Here is a 17,645-nt window from a genome sequence, read left to right as displayed (position 1 = left end):
CTCAGGCCTCCAGTTCGCGGCTGAGCGAGGCGTGGAAGCGGTCGGCGAAGCGATAGAGGCGGGTCTCGAAGCGGTTCACGCGGTGCGAAAAGCGGTTGTAGGCGATGACTGCGGGAATGGCGGCGAACAGACCGATGGCCGTGGCGAACAGCGCCTCGGAGATGCCGGGTGCGACGACGGCAAGCGAGGAGTTCTGCTGCGCACCGATGTTGAAGAAGCTATCCATGATGCCCCAGACAGTACCGAACAGGCCAACAAATGGGGCCACCGACCCGACGGTCGCGAGGAAATTGAGGCGACTGGCCAGCGCGTCTGTCTCAGTGACGACTGCGCCATCGAGCGCGGTGGTCAAGCGCTGGCGAGTGCCTTCGCGATCGATGGCCTTGCCCGAGGTGGAACGGCGCCATTCGACGAGCGCTGCATTGACGACGCGGGCGGAAGGCAGATCGCGGCCCTTGTTGTCCTTCTGGAACTGGTCGATGTCGCGCGCCTCCCAGAATTCGCGCTCATACTTGTCACAGCCCTTCTGGACGCTGCCCATCTTCAGCGAAAAACCGATGATGATCGTCCACGTCCAGATGCTGGCGAGCACGAGCCCGACCATGACGCCCTGGACGACATAGTCCGCATCGAGGAACAGCTGCACTGGGTTGAGAGAGGTCGGCGCGAAGGCAACGCCATTGGCGAGCATCGGGAGAATCATGCGGGTTCCTGTCCTTCGGGAGCAGTTGTGGCAGGGGCAATTGTGATTGTCTGGAAAGCGGCCATCCATTCGCGCGGCTGGCGACGGGGACGACCATTCGGCGCGACGAAGGCGACGCGCACCCTCGCCTCGCACAGAAGCGTTTCGTTCCTGAACGCACGCTGCACGATCCGGCAGGTGGCTGAGGAAAGTTCGGCGACGTGGCTGTGGATCAGCACTTCGTCGTCCAGCTTGGCGGGGCGCAGATAGCGCAGGTCCATCTCGCTGACGGCGTAGGCGCCCTCGCCGGCTTCGTGCGCAGCGCGCTGGTCTATGCCGAGCAGGCGCAGCATGTCGGAGCGGGCACGTTCAAACCAGCGCAGATAGTTGGCATGATAGACAACGCCCGACAGGTCCGTGTCTTCGAAATAGACGCGGACCGGATAGAGGTGTTGCGGGCCATCGAACAGGCCGGAAGGTGCAAGCGGAAAGGACATTCGCTGCGACCCTACCCTTGCGACGAGTCGAAGGGCAAGGGGGGGGAAACGCCTTACCCCCGTGTTCCCCCCGTTCAGCGCACCAGCATTGGCCCGAGCGGCTGCCCGGCGAAGAGGTGGACGTGCAGATGCGGCACTTCCTGATGGCTGTTGGTGCCGGTGTTGGCGAGCAGCCGATAGCCCGGAGCCACCAGACCGAGATCACGCGCCACCTTGCCGACTGCGCGGACGAAGCCGGCGATTTCGGCCTCCGAAGCCTTCTCGGAGAAATCGTCCCAGCACACGTAGGCGCCCTTGGGGATCACCAGGACGTGGGTCGGCGCCTGCGGGTTGATGTCGTGAAATGCCAGCGCATAATCGTCTTCATAAACCGTGCGGTTGGGGATCTCCCCGCGCAGGATCTTGGCGAAGATGTTCTGGTCGTCGTAGGGGAGCGTTGCGTCAACGGCCATGTCAGTTGCTCCGGCTGGCTTTTTCAGCGATGCCCGAGGTGCCTTCGCGCCGCTCGAGTTCGGCCAGCACTTCGGCGAGCGGCACGTCCTTGGCAGAGAGCAGCACCATCAGGTGGAAGATGAGGTCCGCCGCTTCGCCGACGAGTTCCTTGCGGTCTCCAGCCAGGGCGGCAATGACGGTTTCCGTGCCCTCCTCGCCAACCTTCTGGGCTATCTTGGCGATGCCCTTGGCATTGAGCTTGGCGACATAGCTGGCGGAAGGATCGCCCGCGCGGCGCTGGGCTATCGTGGCTTCTAGCCGGGCGAGGATTTCACCGTGTTCCATGCGCAGCGCAATGGCGCGGAACGGGCGGTGCGGTCAACCCCGGCGCTTGGCGATCTGGCGGCCGACGATGAGACCGACGAGCCCCAAGGCGAAGAACGCGCCGTCAGTCGGTTCGGGAATCGAGATGCCGGCCGACTGCGCCAGCGACGGAGAAACCGACGCGAGGACCGCAAGAAGGATGGTACCGATACGAAGCACAGGGCAAGCGACCTTGAGTTGTTAACCCCAACCCAATGCCAGACCGCGTGATTCGGTAAAATCCCTTATAACAAATGGTTAATGACCCATCTTGGGACTCAGGAGCGTGCTGGCAGACCTGCAGCCCGCAGCGCGGCGTGGGCTTCTGCAATCGAGTGGGTTCCGAAGTGGAAGATCGATGCCGCCAGCACCGCGCTGGCATGGCCTTCGGTTACACCTGCGACAAGGTGTTCGAGACTGCCGACGCCACCGCTGGCAATCACCGGGACCGGCACGGCATCAGCGATGGCGCGGGTCAGTTCCAGGTCGTAGCCCTTTTGCGTCCCGTCACCGTCCATCGAAGTGACGAGCAGTTCGCCCGCGCCCAGCGTGGCAAGGTTCACGGCGTGGGCCAGTGCGTCGACGCCAGTTGCCTTGCGCCCGCCGTGGGTGAATATCTCCCATTTGCCCGACCCGGTGCGTCGCGCATCGACCGAGCCAACCACGCACTGCGCGCCGAACTTCTCGGCAATGTCGCGCACCAGTTCGGGACGGGCGACGGCGGCGGAATTGACTGCGACCTTGTCGGCACCAGCGAGGAGGAGGGCGCGGGCGTCCTCGACTGCCCTCACCCCACCGCCGACTGTCAGCGGCATGAAACAGACTTCCGCAGTCCGCGCGACGACATCAAGCAGGGTGCCGCGGCCTTCATGGCTGGCGGAGATGTCGAGGAAGCACAACTCGTCCGCCCCGGCCTTGTCATAGGCGCGCGCTTGCTCGACCGGATCGCCGGCATCGCGCAGGTCGACAAAGTTGACACCCTTGACCACGCGGCCATTGGCGACGTCGAGACAGGGGATGACGCGGACTCGGACAGTCATGTCAGGCCTCGGCCATCGCAATGGCAGCCGCAAGATCGAGCTTGCCTTCGAACAGCGCACGGCCGGTGATGACACCTTCGATGCCGTCGGCTTCATGAATCTTGAGCATCCGGATGTCGTCGATGCCCTTGACGCCGCCGCTGGCGATCACGGGAATGTCGACGCGGCGCGCGAGTTCGACGGTGGCGTCAAGATTCACGCCCTTGAGCAGGCCGTCGCGTCCGATGTCGGTGAAGAGCAGGCTGGCAACGCCCGCATCCTCGAACCGGCGGGCGAGATCGACGACCGAGACGTCGGACACGTCGGCCCAGCCCTCGGTGGCGACCATGCCGTCGCGTGCGTCAACCGCGACGACGATGCCGCCGGGGAACTCCTTTGCCATGTCCTTGACGAACTGCGGGTCCTTGAGCGCAGCCGTGCCCATGACGACGCGGCTGACACCGACGTCGAACCAGCCCGAGACCGCCTCACGCGTGCGGATGCCGCCGCCAAGCTGGACGTGGCCGGGGAACGACTTGAGGATTCCCTCCACCGCCTCGCGGTTCTCGGCGCGACCGGCGAACGAACCGTCGAGATCGACGACGTGGAGGTACTGCGAACCGGCCTCGGCGAAGAGGCTCGCCTGATGGGCGGGGTTATCGCCGTAGACCGTGGCGCGGTCCATGTCTCCTTCGGCGAGGCGAACGACCTGGCCAGCTTTCAGGTCAATGGCGGGAAAGACGATCATGGACCGCGCGCCTAGCAGCGGATTACGCCGAACGGAAGGCTTCCTTGGGCACATGGGTGATGCGGCAGGCAAGATCGGCCTCGCCCGAGGCGACGATGTAGCGATCGTCCAGCTCAGCGATGCCGGTCGTGAACACGACATCGCGCAAGTAGAGCAGGTCTTCGAGCGGGCGGGTCAGCTCTGCTTCCGGCTCCAGCAGCGGGGTGTGGCTGCCGCCGATGGTCTTCCATGGCTCTTCCGGGTCGAGGAGGGTCCAGTAGGTACGGTAGATGCCCACGATCTCCTTCGGTTCGACGCCGTGCCAGAGGGTAAGCCAGCCACGCTGGCCGTCAATCTCCGTGAGGATCGGGGGTGTGCCACCACCCATGCGCGCCGTTGCGGCGGTACCAGCATGCGGACGAATGCCTGGTTCGAGGCGAGGACGCCAGTGAAGGGCATCCGGCGAAGTCGCAAGGTTGATCGAGGGGCCGGAGCGCCATTCGCTGCCAGGCGGGTAGGCGAAGTAGAGGTCGCCCAAGGGGCGGGTCTGTGCCCAGTATTCGCCGTGAACAAGGCCCTCGAAGATCAACATGTCCTTGTTCTGGTGATCGAGAGCAATGCCTTCGAAATGCCAGTTCAGGCCATCTTCCGAGGAATAGAGCGTGGTCGAGTGTCGTTCCGGGCTGACCGAGCAGGTGGTCATCAGATAGGCGCCCTCGCCCATGCGCGAGATGCGGGCATCCTCGATGCCGTAGCACTGGAACGAACCTTGCGGCGCGATGGCCTTGTCATAGTGGATTGCGATGACATCAAGCCCGTCGGCCGACATCTCGACCGGCAACAGCCATGACAGGGAGGTCAGCGCCATGATCTTCCAGCCGCCACCATGCAGAAGGAACTTGCGAGGGTCCGAAGTATCGGCAAGCTCCAGCGGCCAGCCATCGAGAACATAGCCCCCGTCGTGCCAGCGAATCGCATGGACCTTGCCATCGCGGATTGGCTGGCGCAGCGCCTCGGCCACGCGGACCATGAAGAGCAGGTTGCCGTTCGGCAGGACCGTCATGCCGGGGTTGAAGGCCCCCAGAACGTAAGTTTCCGCATCGAAGTGGCCGCGCAACGGTGACTGCGCGAGGTCCACCATGAAGGGCGTGAATACCAGGCGGTCGAACGGAAACGTGGTCATGCGGCAGGGCCTCCTTCAAAGGAAGGAAAGGTCTGGGCGCGTGTTACAGTTCCCTCAGGCTAACCTGTCAGGGCTTCCATTCAAGGAAGCGATTGAGCAGCGACAGGCCGTAGGACTGGCTTTTTTCCGGGTGGAACTGCACGCCGAGAATATTGTCGCGCGCGACGGCGGCGACGATCCCGCCGCCGTGATCGCTCATCGCCGCCACGTGCGTGCCCTCTTCGGGCACGAAGTGGTAGGAGTGCAGGAAATAGGCTTCGCCGGGCTCGAGCAGTTCGGCACCGCCCTGGTGCGGCATCGGCGCGACATCGTTCCAGCCCATGTGGGGCACCTTGATCGACGGATCGGCGGGTTCGATCACGCGGACTTCGCCCCCGATCCAGCCAAGCCCGTCGGTCGTGCCGAACTCGATGCCGCGATCAGCGAGAAGCTGCATGCCGACGCAGATGCCGAGGAAAGGAGCACCGCCGACGAGGACGCGCTCTTCCATTGCCTCGACGAGGCCGGGCACAGCGCAAAGCGCCGAGATGCAGGCGCGGAAGGCACCGACGCCGGGCAGGACGATACGATCCGCGGCCCGGACGACATTGGGATCGGCCGTCACCACCACGCCTTCGGCACCGGCTGCCTTGAGGGCGTTGGCGACGGAGCGCAGATTGCCCGCGCCGTAATCGACCAGCGCGAGGGTATCAGCCACCGAGAATGCCCTTGGTCGAAGGGACGGCATCGGCCTTGCGCGGATCGATGGTGATCGCTGCACGCATCGCGCGGGCAAAGCCCTTGTAGATGCCCTCGATGATGTGGTGGTTGTTCGAGCCGTAGAGGCTTTCGATGTGCAGCGTGATGCCGGCTGCCTGGCTGATCGACTGGAACCAGTGCTCGAACAGCTCGGTATCCATCTCGCCCAAGCGAGGCTGCGTGAATGAGGCCTTCCAGATCAGCACCGGACGGCCCGAAATATCGAGCGCGACGCGGCTCAGCGCCTCGTCCATCGGTGAATAGGTGTGGCCGTACCGGGTTATGCCCTTCTTGTCGCCCAGCGCCTGCGAGATGGCCTGGCCGAGCGCGATGGCGCTGTCCTCGGTGGTGTGGTGCTGGTCGACATGGAGGTCACCCTTCACCCGGCATTCGATATCGATCAGCGAGTGCCGGCTGAACTGCTCGATCATGTGATCGAGGAAGCCGATGCCCGTTTCCACCTTGTAGGTGCCGGTGCCATCGAGGTTCACCGACACGGCAATGTCGGTTTCCTCGGTCTTTCGCGTGATCGATCCGGTGCGCATGGGAAAGCGCCTATACGCCGCTCCGGTTTAGAATCAATGTCCGTCCCCACTTGACCCGAAGGGCCGGGGCGGTCAGTTGTGGCGGCATGAGCGATGCACCTGACAGCCTGATCCCCTACGACGAAATCGTGCAGGAGGCGCTGCGCGCCGTTGTCGGACGCGTGCTGGGCGAAGTGGCAGCGGGCGGCGGGATGCTGCCGGGCACCCATCACTTCTATATCACCTTCAAGACCGGCGCTCCGGGCGTGGACATTCCGCAGCGCCTGCGCGAACGCTTCCCCGACGAGATGACGATCGTGCTCCAGAACAAGTTCTGGGACCTCAAGGTCGAGGCAGATCAGTTCAGCGTTGGCCTTTCATTCAATCAGATCCCTTCGACGCTGGTGATTCCGTTCTCGGCAATCACGGCTTTCGTCGATCCGGCAGTCGATTTCGGTCTGCAATTCCAGGCAGTTGTCGATGACGAGGCGGAACCTGTCGAGCCTGCCGAAAACGATTCGCCGGAACAAGCCGACACGCCTGCCGTTGAGCGGACCGAGGACGGATCGAACGTCGTCACTGTCGATTTCGGCAAGAAGAAGTAAGGGGCACAACGCCCCGCTGACAGAAGGCAAGGGCATGGCTAAGAAGGGCAAGAAGCTGGCAAATGCGGCCAAGGATGCCGCTGACAAGGTGCCTGCCCCCAGCCCCAACCCGATGACCAACTTGATCCTGGCCGATATTGCCCTCCGCGCCGGGGGCTCGTTGCTTCGCCGTGGCGTTGAAAAAGGCCTGATCGGGACGAAGATGGGTTCAAAGAAGGCGGGTCGTGTGATCCAGGGGCGCACGATGATGCAGACTCTGGTCGGGACTGCCATCGCCCGGGTTGCAACCCGCTCCGTTCCCGGCGCGATCGTTGTCGGGGGTGGTCTTCTGGCCAAGACGCTTTACGATCGCCGCCGTAGCAGAACCGCCGAGGCAGCTGGCGAAGCGGCAATCGAGGAACAGGCCGAGCGCGGCAAGAAGGGCTGATCGGAGCCGTCCCCCCTTGACCGGGCGGGAACCGATGCGCCACTAGCGCACATGGTCCACGAGTCCCAAGACGACGACACCCTGCACCGCCGGGGCCTGATGCTCATCCTGTCCTCGCCCTCCGGCGCCGGCAAGACGACGATTGCGCGCAAGCTTCTCGCCGAAGATGACGAGATTGCGGCATCCGTTTCCGTGACGACGCGGCCGATGCGGCCTGGCGAAGTCGAGGGCAAGGACTACTACTTCGTCGACAAGGCCGAGTTCGACCGCATGGTCGAGGCGAACGAGTTCTATGAATGGGCAGTGGTCTTCGGCAATTGCTATGGCACACCCAAGGCGCACATTCGCGACCGGCTGAAAGCGGGCGGAGACGTCCTGTTCGACATCGACTGGCAGGGCACGCAGCAGCTGTACCAGAAAGCGCAGGCCGACGTGGTGCGCGTGTTCATCCTGCCGCCGAGCCTCGATGAACTGCGCCGCCGCCTGACCGGACGCGGCACCGACAGCGCCGAGGTTATCGCGGCGCGCATGGACCGGGCACAGGCCGAGATCAGCCACTGGGACGGTTACGATTACGTCGTGATCAACGACGACGTTGAGGGCTGCTTCGACAAGGTGCGAGAGATCCTTGCCGCCGAGCGCATGAAGCGCACGCGCCAGACCGGGCTGATCGACTTCGTGCGTGGGTTGATGCGGGGGTAGTATCTCATCTGGAAGTGTTGCGTCCCCGCGCAGGCGGGGACCTCAGCGGTTTGACGCCAAAATTCCGTAACAACACTTGCGTCCCCGCCTTCGCGGGGGCGCAAATGTCAGCGCCATCAATGCCCCGATGGATCCACGGCATTCTCAGGAATCCAGCCGTTGACGATACCGCCATCGATCGGCAGCGGCGTGCCGACGACATAGTCGCCCGCGCGGCTGGCGAGGAAGATCGCGCCCCCGGCCATGTCTTCAATCGTGCCGATCCGCCTGGATGGGATGCCCTTGGCAGAGGCTTCGGGATTCTTCGCCGCAGCCTTGTTCATCTCTGATGGGAAAGCTCCTGGACAGATGCAGCTTGCGACGATCTGGTCCCGGATCAGCCGCGCCGCCATCCGCTTGGTCAACTGGATGACGGCAGCCTTTGATGCCTGGTAGCTGTAGGTCTCCCAAGCATTGAGACGCAGGCCATCGACCGAGGCGATATTGATCACCTTGGCGGGCTGTTCCTTGCTGGCGGCGGCCTTGAGCAGTCCGTGCAGCTTCTGAGTGAGGAAGAACGGCGTCTTGACGTTCAGGTCCATGACCTTGTCCCAGCCAACTTCGGGAAAATCCTCGAAGTCTGCGCCCCAGGCAGCGCCCGCGTTGTTCACGAGAATGTCGAGCTTGTTTTCGCGGCCAGCAAGGTCTGCGGCGAGCTGTTCAATGCCGGCGACGTTGGAAATGTCACCGGGCAGTGCGATGCACCGATCGCCAAGGCGGCTGGCGGTTTCCTCGACCACGGCAGCCTTGCGAGCGGTGATGTACACCCGCTCGCAACCTGCGGCGAGGAAGCCTTCGGCGATCATCTCGCCAATCCCGCGCGAACCACCAGTCACGACCGCAATGCGGCCTTCAAGGCTGAAAAGCTTGCTGAAATCCATGTTGTCGTTCCCCTGCGCGCCCGTTTCCCGGGTCGTGTCCCCCTCCCCTGCCGAGGAGGGGGCGATTGCATCAATAGCCGCTAAGCTGAGCCACGCGCTCGGCATGGTAATACTGGTCGCCCATGAACTCGGCGAGCGAACGGTCGCGCTTCATGTAGAGGCCGATGTCGTATTCGTCGGTCATGCCGACGCCGCCATGCATCTGAACGCCTTCGCGAACCGAGAGGTTGCAGGCCTTGGCCGCCTTGGCCTTGGCAACCGAAACCATGAGGTCGGCCTTCTCCGAATTGCCGTCGAGCAGTTGCTGCGCCTTGATCACGGCGGCTTCGGCGATTTCCAGCTCGGAATAGAGGTGCGCGGCGCGGTGCTGAAGCGCCTGGAATTCTCCGATCAGCTGGCCGAACTGCTTGCGCGTCTTGAGGTAGGCGGTGGTGATGTCGAATGCCCCCTGCCCGACACCGGTCAGTTCGGCAGCAGCGCCGATGCGGCCTGCACGGAGAACCTTGTTCAGCAGCTCGCGACCGCCATCGACTTCGCCGATAACGCAATCGCCATCGAGTTCGACACTGTCGAAGGTGACGTTGCTGGCCATCGCGCTGTCGACGAGGCGCAGGTTCTCGTGGGACACGCCCGATGCGTCCTTGGGTACGGCGAACAGCGTGATGCCGTCGTTGTCGGTATCGCTGCCCGACGTGCGCGCAGCGACGATGATCGCGTCAGCCGAGGCTCCATGCACGACGAAGGCCTTGCTGCCCTGAAGGCGGAAGCCGTTACCAGCCTTTTCGGCCTTGCAGGCGATGCGTTCGGGGCGATGTTTCGGACCTTCGTCGACCGCTACGGCCAATACACTGTCGCCGGCGATTACCCCTGGGAGCCAGCGGCCGCGCAGCTCGTCCGATCCGCCCGCAAGCGCCGTCACGCCCATGACCGAGGTGGTCAGGAATGGCGAAGGGGTAAGGTTGCGACCGATTTCGCGCAGGACGATGCCTGCCTCGACGTGGCCCATCGCCAGACCGCCATCAGCCTCGGCAGCAAGCATGCCGGTGAGGCCCATCTCGGCGAACTGCTTCCACAGGGCATGGCCGAAGCCATCCTGGCAGTTCATGTCGCGATAGTGGCGCAGCTGCTTCTTGATGCCGCCTTCATCGGCCATGAAGCCGGTGACGCTTTCGGCCAGCATGGCCTGATCTTCGGTGTGGAAAAGGGGCATCGATCAGGCTCCCGGCAGTTCGAGGATGCGTTTTGCAACGACGTTGAGCATGACTTCGCTGGTGCCGCCCTCGATCGAGTTGGCCTTGGTGCGCAGCCACGAACGCGACGGGGAGCCGCCATTGGTGCGCTCGCTCTCCCATTCGAGTGCCGTCGCTCCGCCTGCCGACATCAGCAGTTCGTGACGGCGCTTGTTCAGTTCAGTGCCGGCATACTTCATCATGTTGGGCTGCGCGGGATGGGCACGGCCGACCTTGGCCTCATCCAGGAACTTCTCGCCCATGCAGGCATAGGCCAAGGCATCGACATCGAACATGGCGAGGTCGGCGCGCAGGATCGGGTCTTCGAGACCGTTACGGGCAACGATCGCGCCGATGGCGTTGAGGCGATCGCCGCCGCCCGCACCCGAGATCATCTCGCGCTCATGCCCGAGCAAGTACTTGGCGACGTCCCAGCCGCGGTTCAGTTCTCCGACGATCTGGTTCTTCGGCACCACGACGTTGTCGAAGAAGGTTTCGCAAAACGGCGAATTGCCGCTGATCAGCTTGATCGGCTTGGTCGTCACGCCCGGGGTGGTCATGTCGAACAGCAGGAAGCTGATGCCCTGGTACTTGTTGGTCTTGTCGGTGCGGACAAGGCAGAAGATCCAGTCAGCCTTATCAGCATAAGAGGTCCAGATCTTCTGGCCGTTGACGACCCAGTGATCGCCCTTGTCCTCGCCGAAAGTCTGCAAGCTGACGAGGTCCGAGCCCGAGCCGGGTTCCGAATAGCCCTGGCACCAGCGGATTTCGCCGCGGGCGATCTGGTTGAGGTAGTGAACCTTCTGCTCCTCCGTGCCGAACTTCAGCAGTGCGGGGCCGAGCATCCAGATGCCGAAGCTGGACAGCGGCGGACGGGCGCCGATGCGGGCGCATTCCTCGCGCCAGATCTTCGCCTCGGCCGGAGACATGCCGGCGCCACCATAGGGCTTGGGCCAATCGGGCACGGTGTATCCCTTGGCTGCGCAGCGCTCCATCCAGGTCTTCTGCGCCTCGTTCTTGAACTTGAAGTTGCGTCCGCCCCAGCAGACGTCGCCCTCGTCGCGGACGGGCTCGCGCATTTCGGCAGGGCAGTTCTCTTCAAGCCATGCGCGGATTTCCGCGCGGAAAGCATCAAGGTCTGACATGGTTATGCTCCTCTCTTAATCGGAAGGTTAAGGCGAGTCGCGATGGTCTGGCAAGGGCGGATTTGCGGCGCCTTTCCTGCGCTTTGGGGCAAGTGCCGCTTGCCGTAGCGTAAACCCCATCGCCATTGACGGACGGTCTTTCGCGCCTAAGCTGACGTAAACGTAAAACGACATAAGAACGCTGGAGAGAGGGATGCGATTCAACGGCAAGACGGTCGTCGTGACCGGCGCAGCTTCGGGAATCGGGAGGGCGAGCGCGATCGCTTTTGCGGCTGAGGGGGCAACGGTCTACGCTGCCGACATCGACGAGGCCGGCCTTCTGGCGACGGCGAGCGCATCCAACGGCAAGGTCGTCACTGCCCGCTGCGATGTCACGCGTTGCGAGGACATCAAGGCCCTGATGGACCGCGCCGCGGCAGAGACCGGCGGCATCGACTCGGTCTTCAACAATGCAGGCGCTGGCGGCGACAGAGCCCCGATCGACGAGATCGAGCCCGAAGGCTGGGACCGGACTATGGACCTGCTGCTGCGTTCGGTCGCGTTCGGTATCCGCTACGCCGTCCCCCACATGATCGGGCGCAAGGGCGCATCGTTCGTCAATACTTCAAGCGTTGCCGCAGTCGGACCGGGCTATTCGCCCACTGCCTATGCGGTCGCCAAGGCTGGCGTCCTGCACCTGACCAAGGTCGCCGCGGCCGACCTTGCCAAGCACCAGATCCGGGTCAACGCGGTCCAGCCGGGCTTCATCAACACCAACATCTTCACCGCTTCGCTGGATATGCCCGCCGAACTGGAGGCGCAGGCCAAGGGCGCGATTGCCGCAATGTCGCAGCAGGCGCAGCCGGTGGCGCGCGGCGGACAGCCTGACGACATTGCGAAAGCCGTGCTGTTCCTCGCCAGCGAGGCGGCGGGCTTTGTCACGGGTACATCGCTCATCGTCGATGGCGGGATCACCATCGGGCCGCGTCATAGCTGGGACCCGAACATGCCGGGTCTGTTCGACGCGCTGCAGCAGATGGTCGACAGCGGAAAGGCTGCATGATCCCGATCGAAGGCCGCGTGCCGACCCGGCTCGCCCTGGCGAACGGGTTGGGCAGTGTCGCCTATGGCGTGAAGGACAATGGCTTCGCCACGTTCCTGCTGCTGTTCTACAATCAGGTCCTTGGCATGGACGCGCGGCTGGTCAGCCTGGCCCTCCTGATCGCGCTGGTCTTCGACGGGTTGATCGACCCGATAGTAGGGCATTTCAGCGATCGTACCAGAACCGCCTGGGGCAGGCGATTGCCCTACCTGTATGTCGCGCCAATCCCTCTCGGGCTTGCCTGGATATTCCTGTGGTCTCCGATCGGGGAGCCGAGCTTTGCCGTGTTGCTGGCATCAGCCATCATCGTGCGCGCATTGGTGGCGATGTGCGAAGTTCCGTCTGCAGCCTTGGTTGCCGAGATCAGCCGTGACTACGACGAGAGGACGCGCCTGACACGCTTCCGCTTCCTGTTCTCATGGGGGGGCGGGCTGCTGATGCTTTTGCTCGCCTATGGCGTATTCCTGCCCGACGCGATGCTGTCACGCGAAGGTTATCGCAACTTCGGCCTGTTCGGCGCAGCGCTGATGGTGACCTGCGTGCTGGTTTCGGCATTCGGGCAACATCGGGCAGTTGCCGGCTGGCCACCGGAACGGCGGGCGACAGGGAAGAGCGCCCTCGCCTCTCTGGGCGAAATTCGCGAGAGCTTCTCACATCCTGCCTGCCTCATCGTGATGGCAGGCATTGCAGCGGCGCTGACCGCGCAGGGCATCACGTTTGCCTTGTCCAACTACCTTTACCTCTACGTCTGGAAATTCACGCCAACCGCCTTGCAGGCCTTCCCATTCCTGCTCTTCGCCAGCGTCGTGGGAGCATCGCTGCTCGTCGGACGCGCTCAACTGCGCTGGGGCAAGGCGGGGACAGTCATGCGGATGGCGCCGCTGGGCATGGTCTTCTGGGCAGGCCCGCTACTGTTGCGCTGGCTGGGTCTGTGGGCAGCAGACGGTTCTACCTTGTCGCTGGGGGGAATGTTTGCATGCACTCTGCTTTCGAACACCTTCACCGTCACCGGCACCATGACCTTGTGGTCCATGGTTGCGGATGTTGTGGAGGCGTCCGAGGAACAGACCGGGCGAAGGTCGGAAGGGACACTGTCGGCAGGCGCATTCCTTGCCTCGAAGTGTGCAGGCGGGCTTGGCGTGTTCTGTACCGGGCTGCTACTGAGCTTTGCGGGACTGGAACCCAACACCGCCCCCGATGCCGTCGCGCCGGAAGTGACATATCGCCTCAGTCTTGCCTATTGCGCCAGCATTGCCGTGCTGGCGGGAATGACCGCATTCGTGGTCCGGCGATTTCCGATTGACCGGGCGACGCACCAGGCTCGACTTGAACGGCTCAATCAGGTGGCAAGGGCCGATCCCGATGCCGCGGGATTGCATCCCTGACGCCGCAATGATCCCAATCAACGACAGAACTTAATCGGTCACTTAATTTCCGCTTGAATTCGCGCATGGCCCGATGGACATTGCCGGACAACCAAGGAGAGGCTCATGGATTTCGAACCGACCGACCGCCAGAAGTATTGGCGTGACCGCGTCCGCCAGTTCATCGAGGACAACGTCCGCCCGCGCTACAAGGACTACAAGGCCGAACAGGCGACGGGCGACCGGTGGAAGGTTTTGCAGACGGTCGAGCAGGAGAAGGCCAAGGCCAAGGCTGCCGGAATCTGGAACCTGTTCATGCCGCCACGCAACGGCGGTCACCATCATGTCGAGGAAAGCTTCGAATTCGAAGGCCCGGGCCTGACCAACCTTGAATATGCACTTTGCGCCGAGGAAATGGGCCGCATCGGCTGGGCCAGCGAGGTGTTCAACTGCTCGGCACCTGATACCGGGAACATGGAAGTGTTCCATCGCTACGGCACTCTCGAGCAGAAGGAGCAGTGGCTGCGCCCATTGATGAACGGCGAGATTCGCTCCGCCTTCCTGATGACCGAACCGGCCGTCGCCTCGTCGGACGCGACCAACATCGAAACCTCGATCCGCCGCGAGGGCGACGAGTACGTGATAAACGGGCGCAAGTGGTGGTCGTCGGGCGTGGGCGATCCGCGTTGCAAGATCGCCATCGTCATGGGAAAGACCGACTTCGAGGCCAAGCGTCACCAGCAGCAGTCGATGATCCTGATGCCGCTCGACGCGCCGGGCGTGGAGATCGTCCGTCACCTGCCTGTCTTCGGCTATGACGACGCGCCGCACGGCCACATGGAAGTGGTGATGAAAAACGTGCGCGTGCCCGCATCCAACATCCTGCTCGGCGAAGGTCGCGGCTTCGAGATTGCGCAGGGACGCCTCGGGCCGGGCCGCATCCATCACTGCATGCGCACGATCGGCGTGGCCGAGGAGGCGATTGCCAAGATGGCCAAGCGCCTGCAATCGCGCGTGGCCTTCGGCAAGCGCGTGGCTGATCAGTCGATCTGGGAATGGCGCATCGCGCAGGCCCGCATCGACATCGAAATGACCCGCCTGCTCTGTCTCAAGGCGGCGGACATGATGGACAAGGTCGGCAACAAGTCGGCTGCGCTGGAAATTGCGATGATCAAGGTCCAGGCCCCGAACATGGCCTTGCGGATCATCGACGATGCGATCCAGGCCCATGGCGGCGGCGGCGTTTCGGAAGACTTCGGTCTTGCCGAAGCCTATGCCCATCAGCGGACGCTGCGACTGGCCGATGGACCAGACGAAGTTCACGCCCGCGCCATCGCCCGCATCGAATTTGCCCGTCATTCGGAATTGCCCTCGGGCGACCGTGGCTTCAGTTCGGGCGATCTGGGCGTGGCTCGGTAAGGAGAGAGAAGATGAAAGCCGCCGTACTCGTCGAACCGGGCAAACCGCTCGAAATCCAGGACCTGACCGTTTCGAAGCCGGGTCCGCACGAAGTTCTGATCCGTACGGCCGCTTGCGGGCTGTGTCATTCGGACCTGCACTTCATCGAGGGCGCCTATCCGCATCCGCTCCCGGCCGTGCCAGGACATGAAGCAGCCGGGATCGTCGAGGCCGTGGGTTCGGAAGTGCGGACCGTGAAGGTGGGTGACGCGGTCGTCACCTGCCTGTCGGCCTTCTGCGGGCACTGCGAGTTCTGCGTCACCGGACGCATGTCGCTGTGCCTCGGTGCCGACACCCGGCGCGGGGCTGGCGCGCCCCCGCGCCTCACCCGCACCGACGATGGCAGCACCGTGAACCAGATGCTGAACCTTTCGGCCTTTGCCGAGCAGATGCTGGTGCATGAACATGCCTGCGTCGCGATCACGCCGGACATGCCGCTCGACCGCGCCGCCGTAATCGGATGTGCGGTGACGACCGGTGCCGGCGCCGTGTTCAACGCCGCCAAGCTGACGCCGGGCGAAACGATCTGCGTCGTCGGCTGCGGCGGCGTGGGACTGGCCACCGTCAATGCCGCAAAGATTGCAGGGGCCGGACGAATCATCGCTGTCGACCCCATGCCCGAGAAGCGCGAACTGGCGCTGAAGCTCGGCGCGACCGATGCGATCGACGCAGGGCCGGATGCGGCCAGGGAAATCGTCGAGATGACCAAGGGCGGCGTCCACCATGCCATCGAGGCAGTGGGCAGGCCGGCTTCCGGCGACCTGGCAGTTGCTTCGCTGCGGCGCGGCGGGACGGCCACTATCCTCGGCATGATGCCGCTTAATCACAAGGTCGGCCTGTCGGCGATGGACCTGCTGTCGGACAAGAAGCTGCAAGGCGCCATCATGGGCGGTAATCACTTCCCCGTGGATCTGCCGCGTCTGGTTGACTTCTACATGCGCGGGCTTCTCGATCTCGACACCATCATTGCCGAACGAATTCCGTTGGAGGGCATCAACGAAGGGTTCGAGAAGATGAAGCAGGGCAATTCTGCCCGCTCGGTCATCGTGTTCGGCCAATGAGCGAGGCGGTGATGGACGCACAGGCAGCGTTTACGGGAACGGTCGTTCCCGAAGGCGCGGACAAGCTGGATGAGGCGAGCCTGACCCGCTGGTTCGAGGAAAACGTGGCGGGCTTTCAGGGCCCGCTTACGGTCTCGAAATTCAAGGGCGGGCAATCGAACCCGACTTACAAGATCGACAGCCCTTCAGGGCCCTACGTGCTGCGGCGAAAGCCCTTCGGCAAGCTGCTGCCATCGGCCCATGCGGTGGACCGCGAATACAAGGTTCAGGCGGGGCTATCAGGAACAGGCTTCCCGGTTGCTCGCCAGTATGGGCTGTGCACGGACGACAGCGTCATCGGGTCGTGGTTCTATGTCATGGGCTGTGTCGACGGGCGGACGATCTGGGACGGCGCAATGCCGGGCGCCACACCGGAATTCCGGCGTGCGACCTACGACGCCATGGTCGATACGCTTGCCGCATTGCATTCGGTTGATATCGAGCAGGCCGGGCTTTCCGACTTCGGCAAGCCTGGCAACTACTTCGGCCGGCAAGTCGATCGCTGGACCAAGCAGTATCGCCTTTCGGAAACCGAGACGATGCCCGAGATGGAGCGGCTTATCGAATGGCTGCCCGCAACCCTCCCCGAGCAGACGCGGACCAGCGTGGTGCATGGCGATTATCGCATCGACAACATGATCTTCCATCCCACGCACGCCAAGGTCGTTGCGGTGCTCGATTGGGAACTGTCCACGCTGGGCGATCCGCTTGCCGACTTCACCTATTTCTGCACGGCATGGGTGCAGGACAATGGCGGACGTTCGGGCGTGCAGGACCTGGACCGCAAGGCGCTGGGCATTCCGGAACTTGAAGAAGTGGTTGCACGATACTGCGAAAAGACCGGACGTGACGGATTGCCGGGGCTTGACTGGTACATTGCCTACAACTTCTTCAGGCTGGCAGGCATCATCCAGGGGATCAAGAAGCGCGTGATCGACGGGACAGCCTCAAGCGCTCACGCCAAGGCGATGTCGGAAAGAGTCCGACCGCTGGCAGAGCTGGCGTTGAGTTTTGCGGTGAAGGCCGGGGCCTGATACCGCCCCACCCATGGCAGAGCACAAGCGTCTCAAGGTCTACTTCGACGGCGGCTGCCGGCCCAACCCGGGTCCCATCGAGGTTGCGGCTGTAATGCGTGGGATGGCCCAAGTGCGCACCGATCTTGGCAACGGCACCAATGGCGATGCCGAATGGCTGGCCCTGATCCATGCGCTTGAAGTGGCACAGGCCAGTGGCGCCGCCGCATTCGATCTGTTGGGAGACAGCCGTTCGGTGATCGCACAGGCCAATGGCCGTGCGAAAGCGGCTTCGCCAAGTGACCGGGTGCATCTGGAGCGCTTCCGGAAGCTGGCTGGAGCGAATCCGCCCACGCGTGTTCGATGGGTTAAGCGCGAGCAGAACCTTGCGGGCATATTCTTGAACGCCAGACACCCGCGCTAGGCAAAGAAATAG

At 63.4% G+C, this 17,645-nt stretch carries 22 protein-coding genes; 9 read left to right on the top strand and 13 right to left on the bottom strand.

The features are described from left to right. Window position 1: 1 nt before the first annotated feature. The 10 genes from tolQ to hisB all read right to left on the bottom strand — a co-directional run bounded on the left by tolQ (window position 2) and on the right by hisB (window position 6,186). Window positions 2-703 (bottom strand): protein TolQ, encoded by a 702-nt coding sequence (gene tolQ, locus IM701_RS03740; RefSeq protein ID WP_039332807.1) that lies wholly within the window; start codon window positions 701-703, stop codon window positions 2-4. Further along, entirely contained in the window at window positions 700-1,179 is a 480-nt protein-coding gene (locus tag IM701_RS03735; RefSeq protein ID WP_193827822.1) for a YbgC/FadM family acyl-CoA thioesterase, read from the bottom strand. Before IM701_RS03735 ends, tolQ begins: the two co-directional genes overlap by 4 nt. Window positions 1,180-1,253: 74 nt before the next feature. Further along, window positions 1,254-1,631, bottom strand: coding sequence for a histidine triad nucleotide-binding protein (locus IM701_RS03730; protein WP_118072178.1), 378 nt, complete (start codon window positions 1,629-1,631; stop codon window positions 1,254-1,256). Between the two features lies 1 nt (window position 1,632). Next, window positions 1,633-1,956: a phosphoribosyl-ATP diphosphatase gene (locus IM701_RS03725; protein WP_039332801.1), complete on the bottom strand. Its 324-nt coding sequence runs from the start codon at window positions 1,954-1,956 to the stop codon at window positions 1,633-1,635. A 33-nt stretch (window positions 1,957-1,989) separates the two neighbouring features. Next, entirely contained in the window at window positions 1,990-2,154 is a 165-nt protein-coding gene (locus IM701_RS03720) for a hypothetical protein (RefSeq protein WP_193827821.1), read from the bottom strand. A 98-nt stretch (window positions 2,155-2,252) separates the two neighbouring features. Further along, complete coding sequence (gene hisF, locus IM701_RS03715; protein WP_193827820.1) at window positions 2,253-3,014, bottom strand: imidazole glycerol phosphate synthase subunit HisF; 762 nt, start codon at window positions 3,012-3,014, stop codon at window positions 2,253-2,255. A gap of 1 nt (window position 3,015) precedes the next feature. Beyond that, the gene (gene hisA, locus IM701_RS03710; RefSeq protein ID WP_039332797.1) at window positions 3,016-3,741 is read right to left on the bottom strand and encodes a 1-(5-phosphoribosyl)-5-[(5-phosphoribosylamino)methylideneamino]imidazole-4-carboxamide isomerase; all 726 of its coding nucleotides are present in this window, start codon (window positions 3,739-3,741) and stop codon (window positions 3,016-3,018) included. Window positions 3,742-3,763: 22 nt separating this feature from the next. Then, window positions 3,764-4,903 carry a glycosidase gene (locus IM701_RS03705; protein WP_193827819.1) on the bottom strand — a complete coding sequence of 380 codons (1,140 nt, stop codon included), beginning with the start codon at window positions 4,901-4,903 and terminating at the stop codon, window positions 3,764-3,766. Between the two features lie 67 nt (window positions 4,904-4,970). Next, a complete protein-coding gene (hisH, locus tag IM701_RS03700) occupies window positions 4,971-5,600 on the bottom strand; it encodes an imidazole glycerol phosphate synthase subunit HisH (RefSeq protein ID WP_039332793.1) in 630 nt (209 codons plus the stop codon). Further along, entirely contained in the window at window positions 5,593-6,186 is a 594-nt protein-coding gene (gene hisB, locus IM701_RS03695; protein WP_039332791.1) for an imidazoleglycerol-phosphate dehydratase HisB, read from the bottom strand. Before hisB ends, hisH begins: the two co-directional genes overlap by 8 nt. A gap of 86 nt (window positions 6,187-6,272) precedes the next feature. Between hisB and IM701_RS03690 the strand changes: the two genes are divergently transcribed. Genes IM701_RS03690 through gmk form a run of 3 tightly spaced genes read left to right on the top strand, consistent with a single transcriptional unit; the run spans window position 6,273 to window position 7,899 of the window. Further along, on the top strand, window positions 6,273-6,770 hold the full coding sequence (locus IM701_RS03690) for an SspB family protein (RefSeq protein WP_062342268.1): 498 nt from the start codon (window positions 6,273-6,275) through the stop codon (window positions 6,768-6,770). A gap of 34 nt (window positions 6,771-6,804) precedes the next feature. Next, window positions 6,805-7,197, top strand: coding sequence for a hypothetical protein (locus IM701_RS03685; protein ID WP_039332788.1), 393 nt, complete (start codon window positions 6,805-6,807; stop codon window positions 7,195-7,197). Between the two features lie 51 nt (window positions 7,198-7,248). Continuing rightward, entirely contained in the window at window positions 7,249-7,899 is a 651-nt protein-coding gene (gene gmk / locus IM701_RS03680; RefSeq protein ID WP_062342273.1) for a guanylate kinase, read from the top strand. Between the two features lie 116 nt (window positions 7,900-8,015). Here the strand turns inward: gmk and IM701_RS03675 are convergent, their stop codons facing one another. From IM701_RS03675 to IM701_RS03665, 3 genes are all read right to left on the bottom strand, one after another. Beyond that, the gene (locus IM701_RS03675) at window positions 8,016-8,819 is read right to left on the bottom strand and encodes an SDR family oxidoreductase (RefSeq protein ID WP_039332784.1); all 804 of its coding nucleotides are present in this window, start codon (window positions 8,817-8,819) and stop codon (window positions 8,016-8,018) included. 70 nt (window positions 8,820-8,889) lie between these two features. After that, the gene (locus tag IM701_RS03670) at window positions 8,890-10,029 is read right to left on the bottom strand and encodes an acyl-CoA dehydrogenase family protein (RefSeq protein ID WP_062342275.1); all 1,140 of its coding nucleotides are present in this window, start codon (window positions 10,027-10,029) and stop codon (window positions 8,890-8,892) included. Window positions 10,030-10,032: 3 nt separating this feature from the next. Then, on the bottom strand, window positions 10,033-11,193 hold the full coding sequence (locus tag IM701_RS03665; RefSeq protein WP_062342277.1) for an acyl-CoA dehydrogenase family protein: 1,161 nt from the start codon (window positions 11,191-11,193) through the stop codon (window positions 10,033-10,035). Between the two features lie 193 nt (window positions 11,194-11,386). On the opposite strand from IM701_RS03665, the gene IM701_RS03660 reads away from it, so the two are divergent. From IM701_RS03660 to IM701_RS03635, 6 genes are all read left to right on the top strand, one after another. Further along, window positions 11,387-12,235, top strand: a complete 849-nt coding sequence (locus IM701_RS03660; RefSeq protein WP_193827818.1) for an SDR family NAD(P)-dependent oxidoreductase — start codon at window positions 11,387-11,389, stop codon at window positions 12,233-12,235. After that, window positions 12,232-13,659, top strand: coding sequence for an MFS transporter (locus IM701_RS03655; RefSeq protein ID WP_193827817.1), 1,428 nt, complete (start codon window positions 12,232-12,234; stop codon window positions 13,657-13,659). Before IM701_RS03660 ends, IM701_RS03655 begins: the two co-directional genes overlap by 4 nt. Before the next feature lie 105 nt (window positions 13,660-13,764). Beyond that, on the top strand, window positions 13,765-15,057 hold the full coding sequence (locus IM701_RS03650; protein ID WP_193827816.1) for an acyl-CoA dehydrogenase family protein: 1,293 nt from the start codon (window positions 13,765-13,767) through the stop codon (window positions 15,055-15,057). Between the two features lie 11 nt (window positions 15,058-15,068). Further along, window positions 15,069-16,157: a Zn-dependent alcohol dehydrogenase gene (locus IM701_RS03645; RefSeq protein ID WP_062342284.1), complete on the top strand. Its 1,089-nt coding sequence runs from the start codon at window positions 15,069-15,071 to the stop codon at window positions 16,155-16,157. An 11-nt stretch (window positions 16,158-16,168) separates the two neighbouring features. Next, window positions 16,169-17,230, top strand: coding sequence for a phosphotransferase family protein (locus IM701_RS03640; RefSeq protein ID WP_370584349.1), 1,062 nt, complete (start codon window positions 16,169-16,171; stop codon window positions 17,228-17,230). A 13-nt stretch (window positions 17,231-17,243) separates the two neighbouring features. Beyond that, a complete protein-coding gene (locus IM701_RS03635; protein WP_039332771.1) occupies window positions 17,244-17,633 on the top strand; it encodes a ribonuclease HI in 390 nt (129 codons plus the stop codon). The last annotated feature ends 12 nt before the right edge of the window (window positions 17,634-17,645 follow it).

The sequence above is a fragment of the Novosphingobium sp. ES2-1 genome (assembly GCF_015169775.1).
Lineage (GTDB): Bacteria > Pseudomonadota > Alphaproteobacteria > Sphingomonadales > Sphingomonadaceae > Novosphingobium > Novosphingobium subterraneum.
The sequence above is the reverse complement of the archived record's forward strand: the minus strand, read 5'-3'. Positions and strand labels throughout refer to the sequence as shown.

Bases quoted from the DNA above. Each gene is read 5' to 3' on its own strand.
- tolQ (WP_039332807.1), bottom strand. From the start codon at position 703: ATGATTCTCCCGATGCTCGCCAATGGCGTTGCCTTCGCGCCGACCTCT.
- IM701_RS03735 (WP_193827822.1), bottom strand. From the start codon at position 1,179: ATGTCCTTTCCGCTTGCACCTTCCGGCCTGTTCGATGGCCCGCAACAC.
- IM701_RS03730 (WP_118072178.1), bottom strand. From the start codon at position 1,631: ATGGCCGTTGACGCAACGCTCCCCTACGACGACCAGAACATCTTCGCC.
- IM701_RS03725 (WP_039332801.1), bottom strand. From the start codon at position 1,956: ATGGAACACGGTGAAATCCTCGCCCGGCTAGAAGCCACGATAGCCCAG.
- hisF (WP_193827820.1), bottom strand. From the start codon at position 3,014: ATGACTGTCCGAGTCCGCGTCATCCCCTGTCTCGACGTCGCCAATGGC.
- hisA (WP_039332797.1), bottom strand. From the start codon at position 3,741: ATGATCGTCTTTCCCGCCATTGACCTGAAAGCTGGCCAGGTCGTTCGC.
- IM701_RS03705 (WP_193827819.1), bottom strand. From the start codon at position 4,903: ATGACCACGTTTCCGTTCGACCGCCTGGTATTCACGCCCTTCATGGTG.
- hisB (WP_039332791.1), bottom strand. From the start codon at position 6,186: ATGCGCACCGGATCGATCACGCGAAAGACCGAGGAAACCGACATTGCC.
- IM701_RS03690 (WP_062342268.1), top strand. From the start codon at position 6,273: ATGAGCGATGCACCTGACAGCCTGATCCCCTACGACGAAATCGTGCAG.
- IM701_RS03685 (WP_039332788.1), top strand. From the start codon at position 6,805: ATGGCTAAGAAGGGCAAGAAGCTGGCAAATGCGGCCAAGGATGCCGCT.
- gmk (WP_062342273.1), top strand. From the start codon at position 7,249: ATGGTCCACGAGTCCCAAGACGACGACACCCTGCACCGCCGGGGCCTG.
- IM701_RS03675 (WP_039332784.1), bottom strand. From the start codon at position 8,819: ATGGATTTCAGCAAGCTTTTCAGCCTTGAAGGCCGCATTGCGGTCGTG.
- IM701_RS03670 (WP_062342275.1), bottom strand. From the start codon at position 10,029: ATGCCCCTTTTCCACACCGAAGATCAGGCCATGCTGGCCGAAAGCGTC.
- IM701_RS03665 (WP_062342277.1), bottom strand. From the start codon at position 11,193: ATGTCAGACCTTGATGCTTTCCGCGCGGAAATCCGCGCATGGCTTGAA.
- IM701_RS03660 (WP_193827818.1), top strand. From the start codon at position 11,387: ATGCGATTCAACGGCAAGACGGTCGTCGTGACCGGCGCAGCTTCGGGA.
- IM701_RS03655 (WP_193827817.1), top strand. From the start codon at position 12,232: ATGATCCCGATCGAAGGCCGCGTGCCGACCCGGCTCGCCCTGGCGAAC.
- IM701_RS03650 (WP_193827816.1), top strand. From the start codon at position 13,765: ATGGATTTCGAACCGACCGACCGCCAGAAGTATTGGCGTGACCGCGTC.
- IM701_RS03645 (WP_062342284.1), top strand. From the start codon at position 15,069: ATGAAAGCCGCCGTACTCGTCGAACCGGGCAAACCGCTCGAAATCCAG.
- IM701_RS03640 (WP_370584349.1), top strand. From the start codon at position 16,169: ATGGACGCACAGGCAGCGTTTACGGGAACGGTCGTTCCCGAAGGCGCG.
- IM701_RS03635 (WP_039332771.1), top strand. From the start codon at position 17,244: ATGGCAGAGCACAAGCGTCTCAAGGTCTACTTCGACGGCGGCTGCCGG.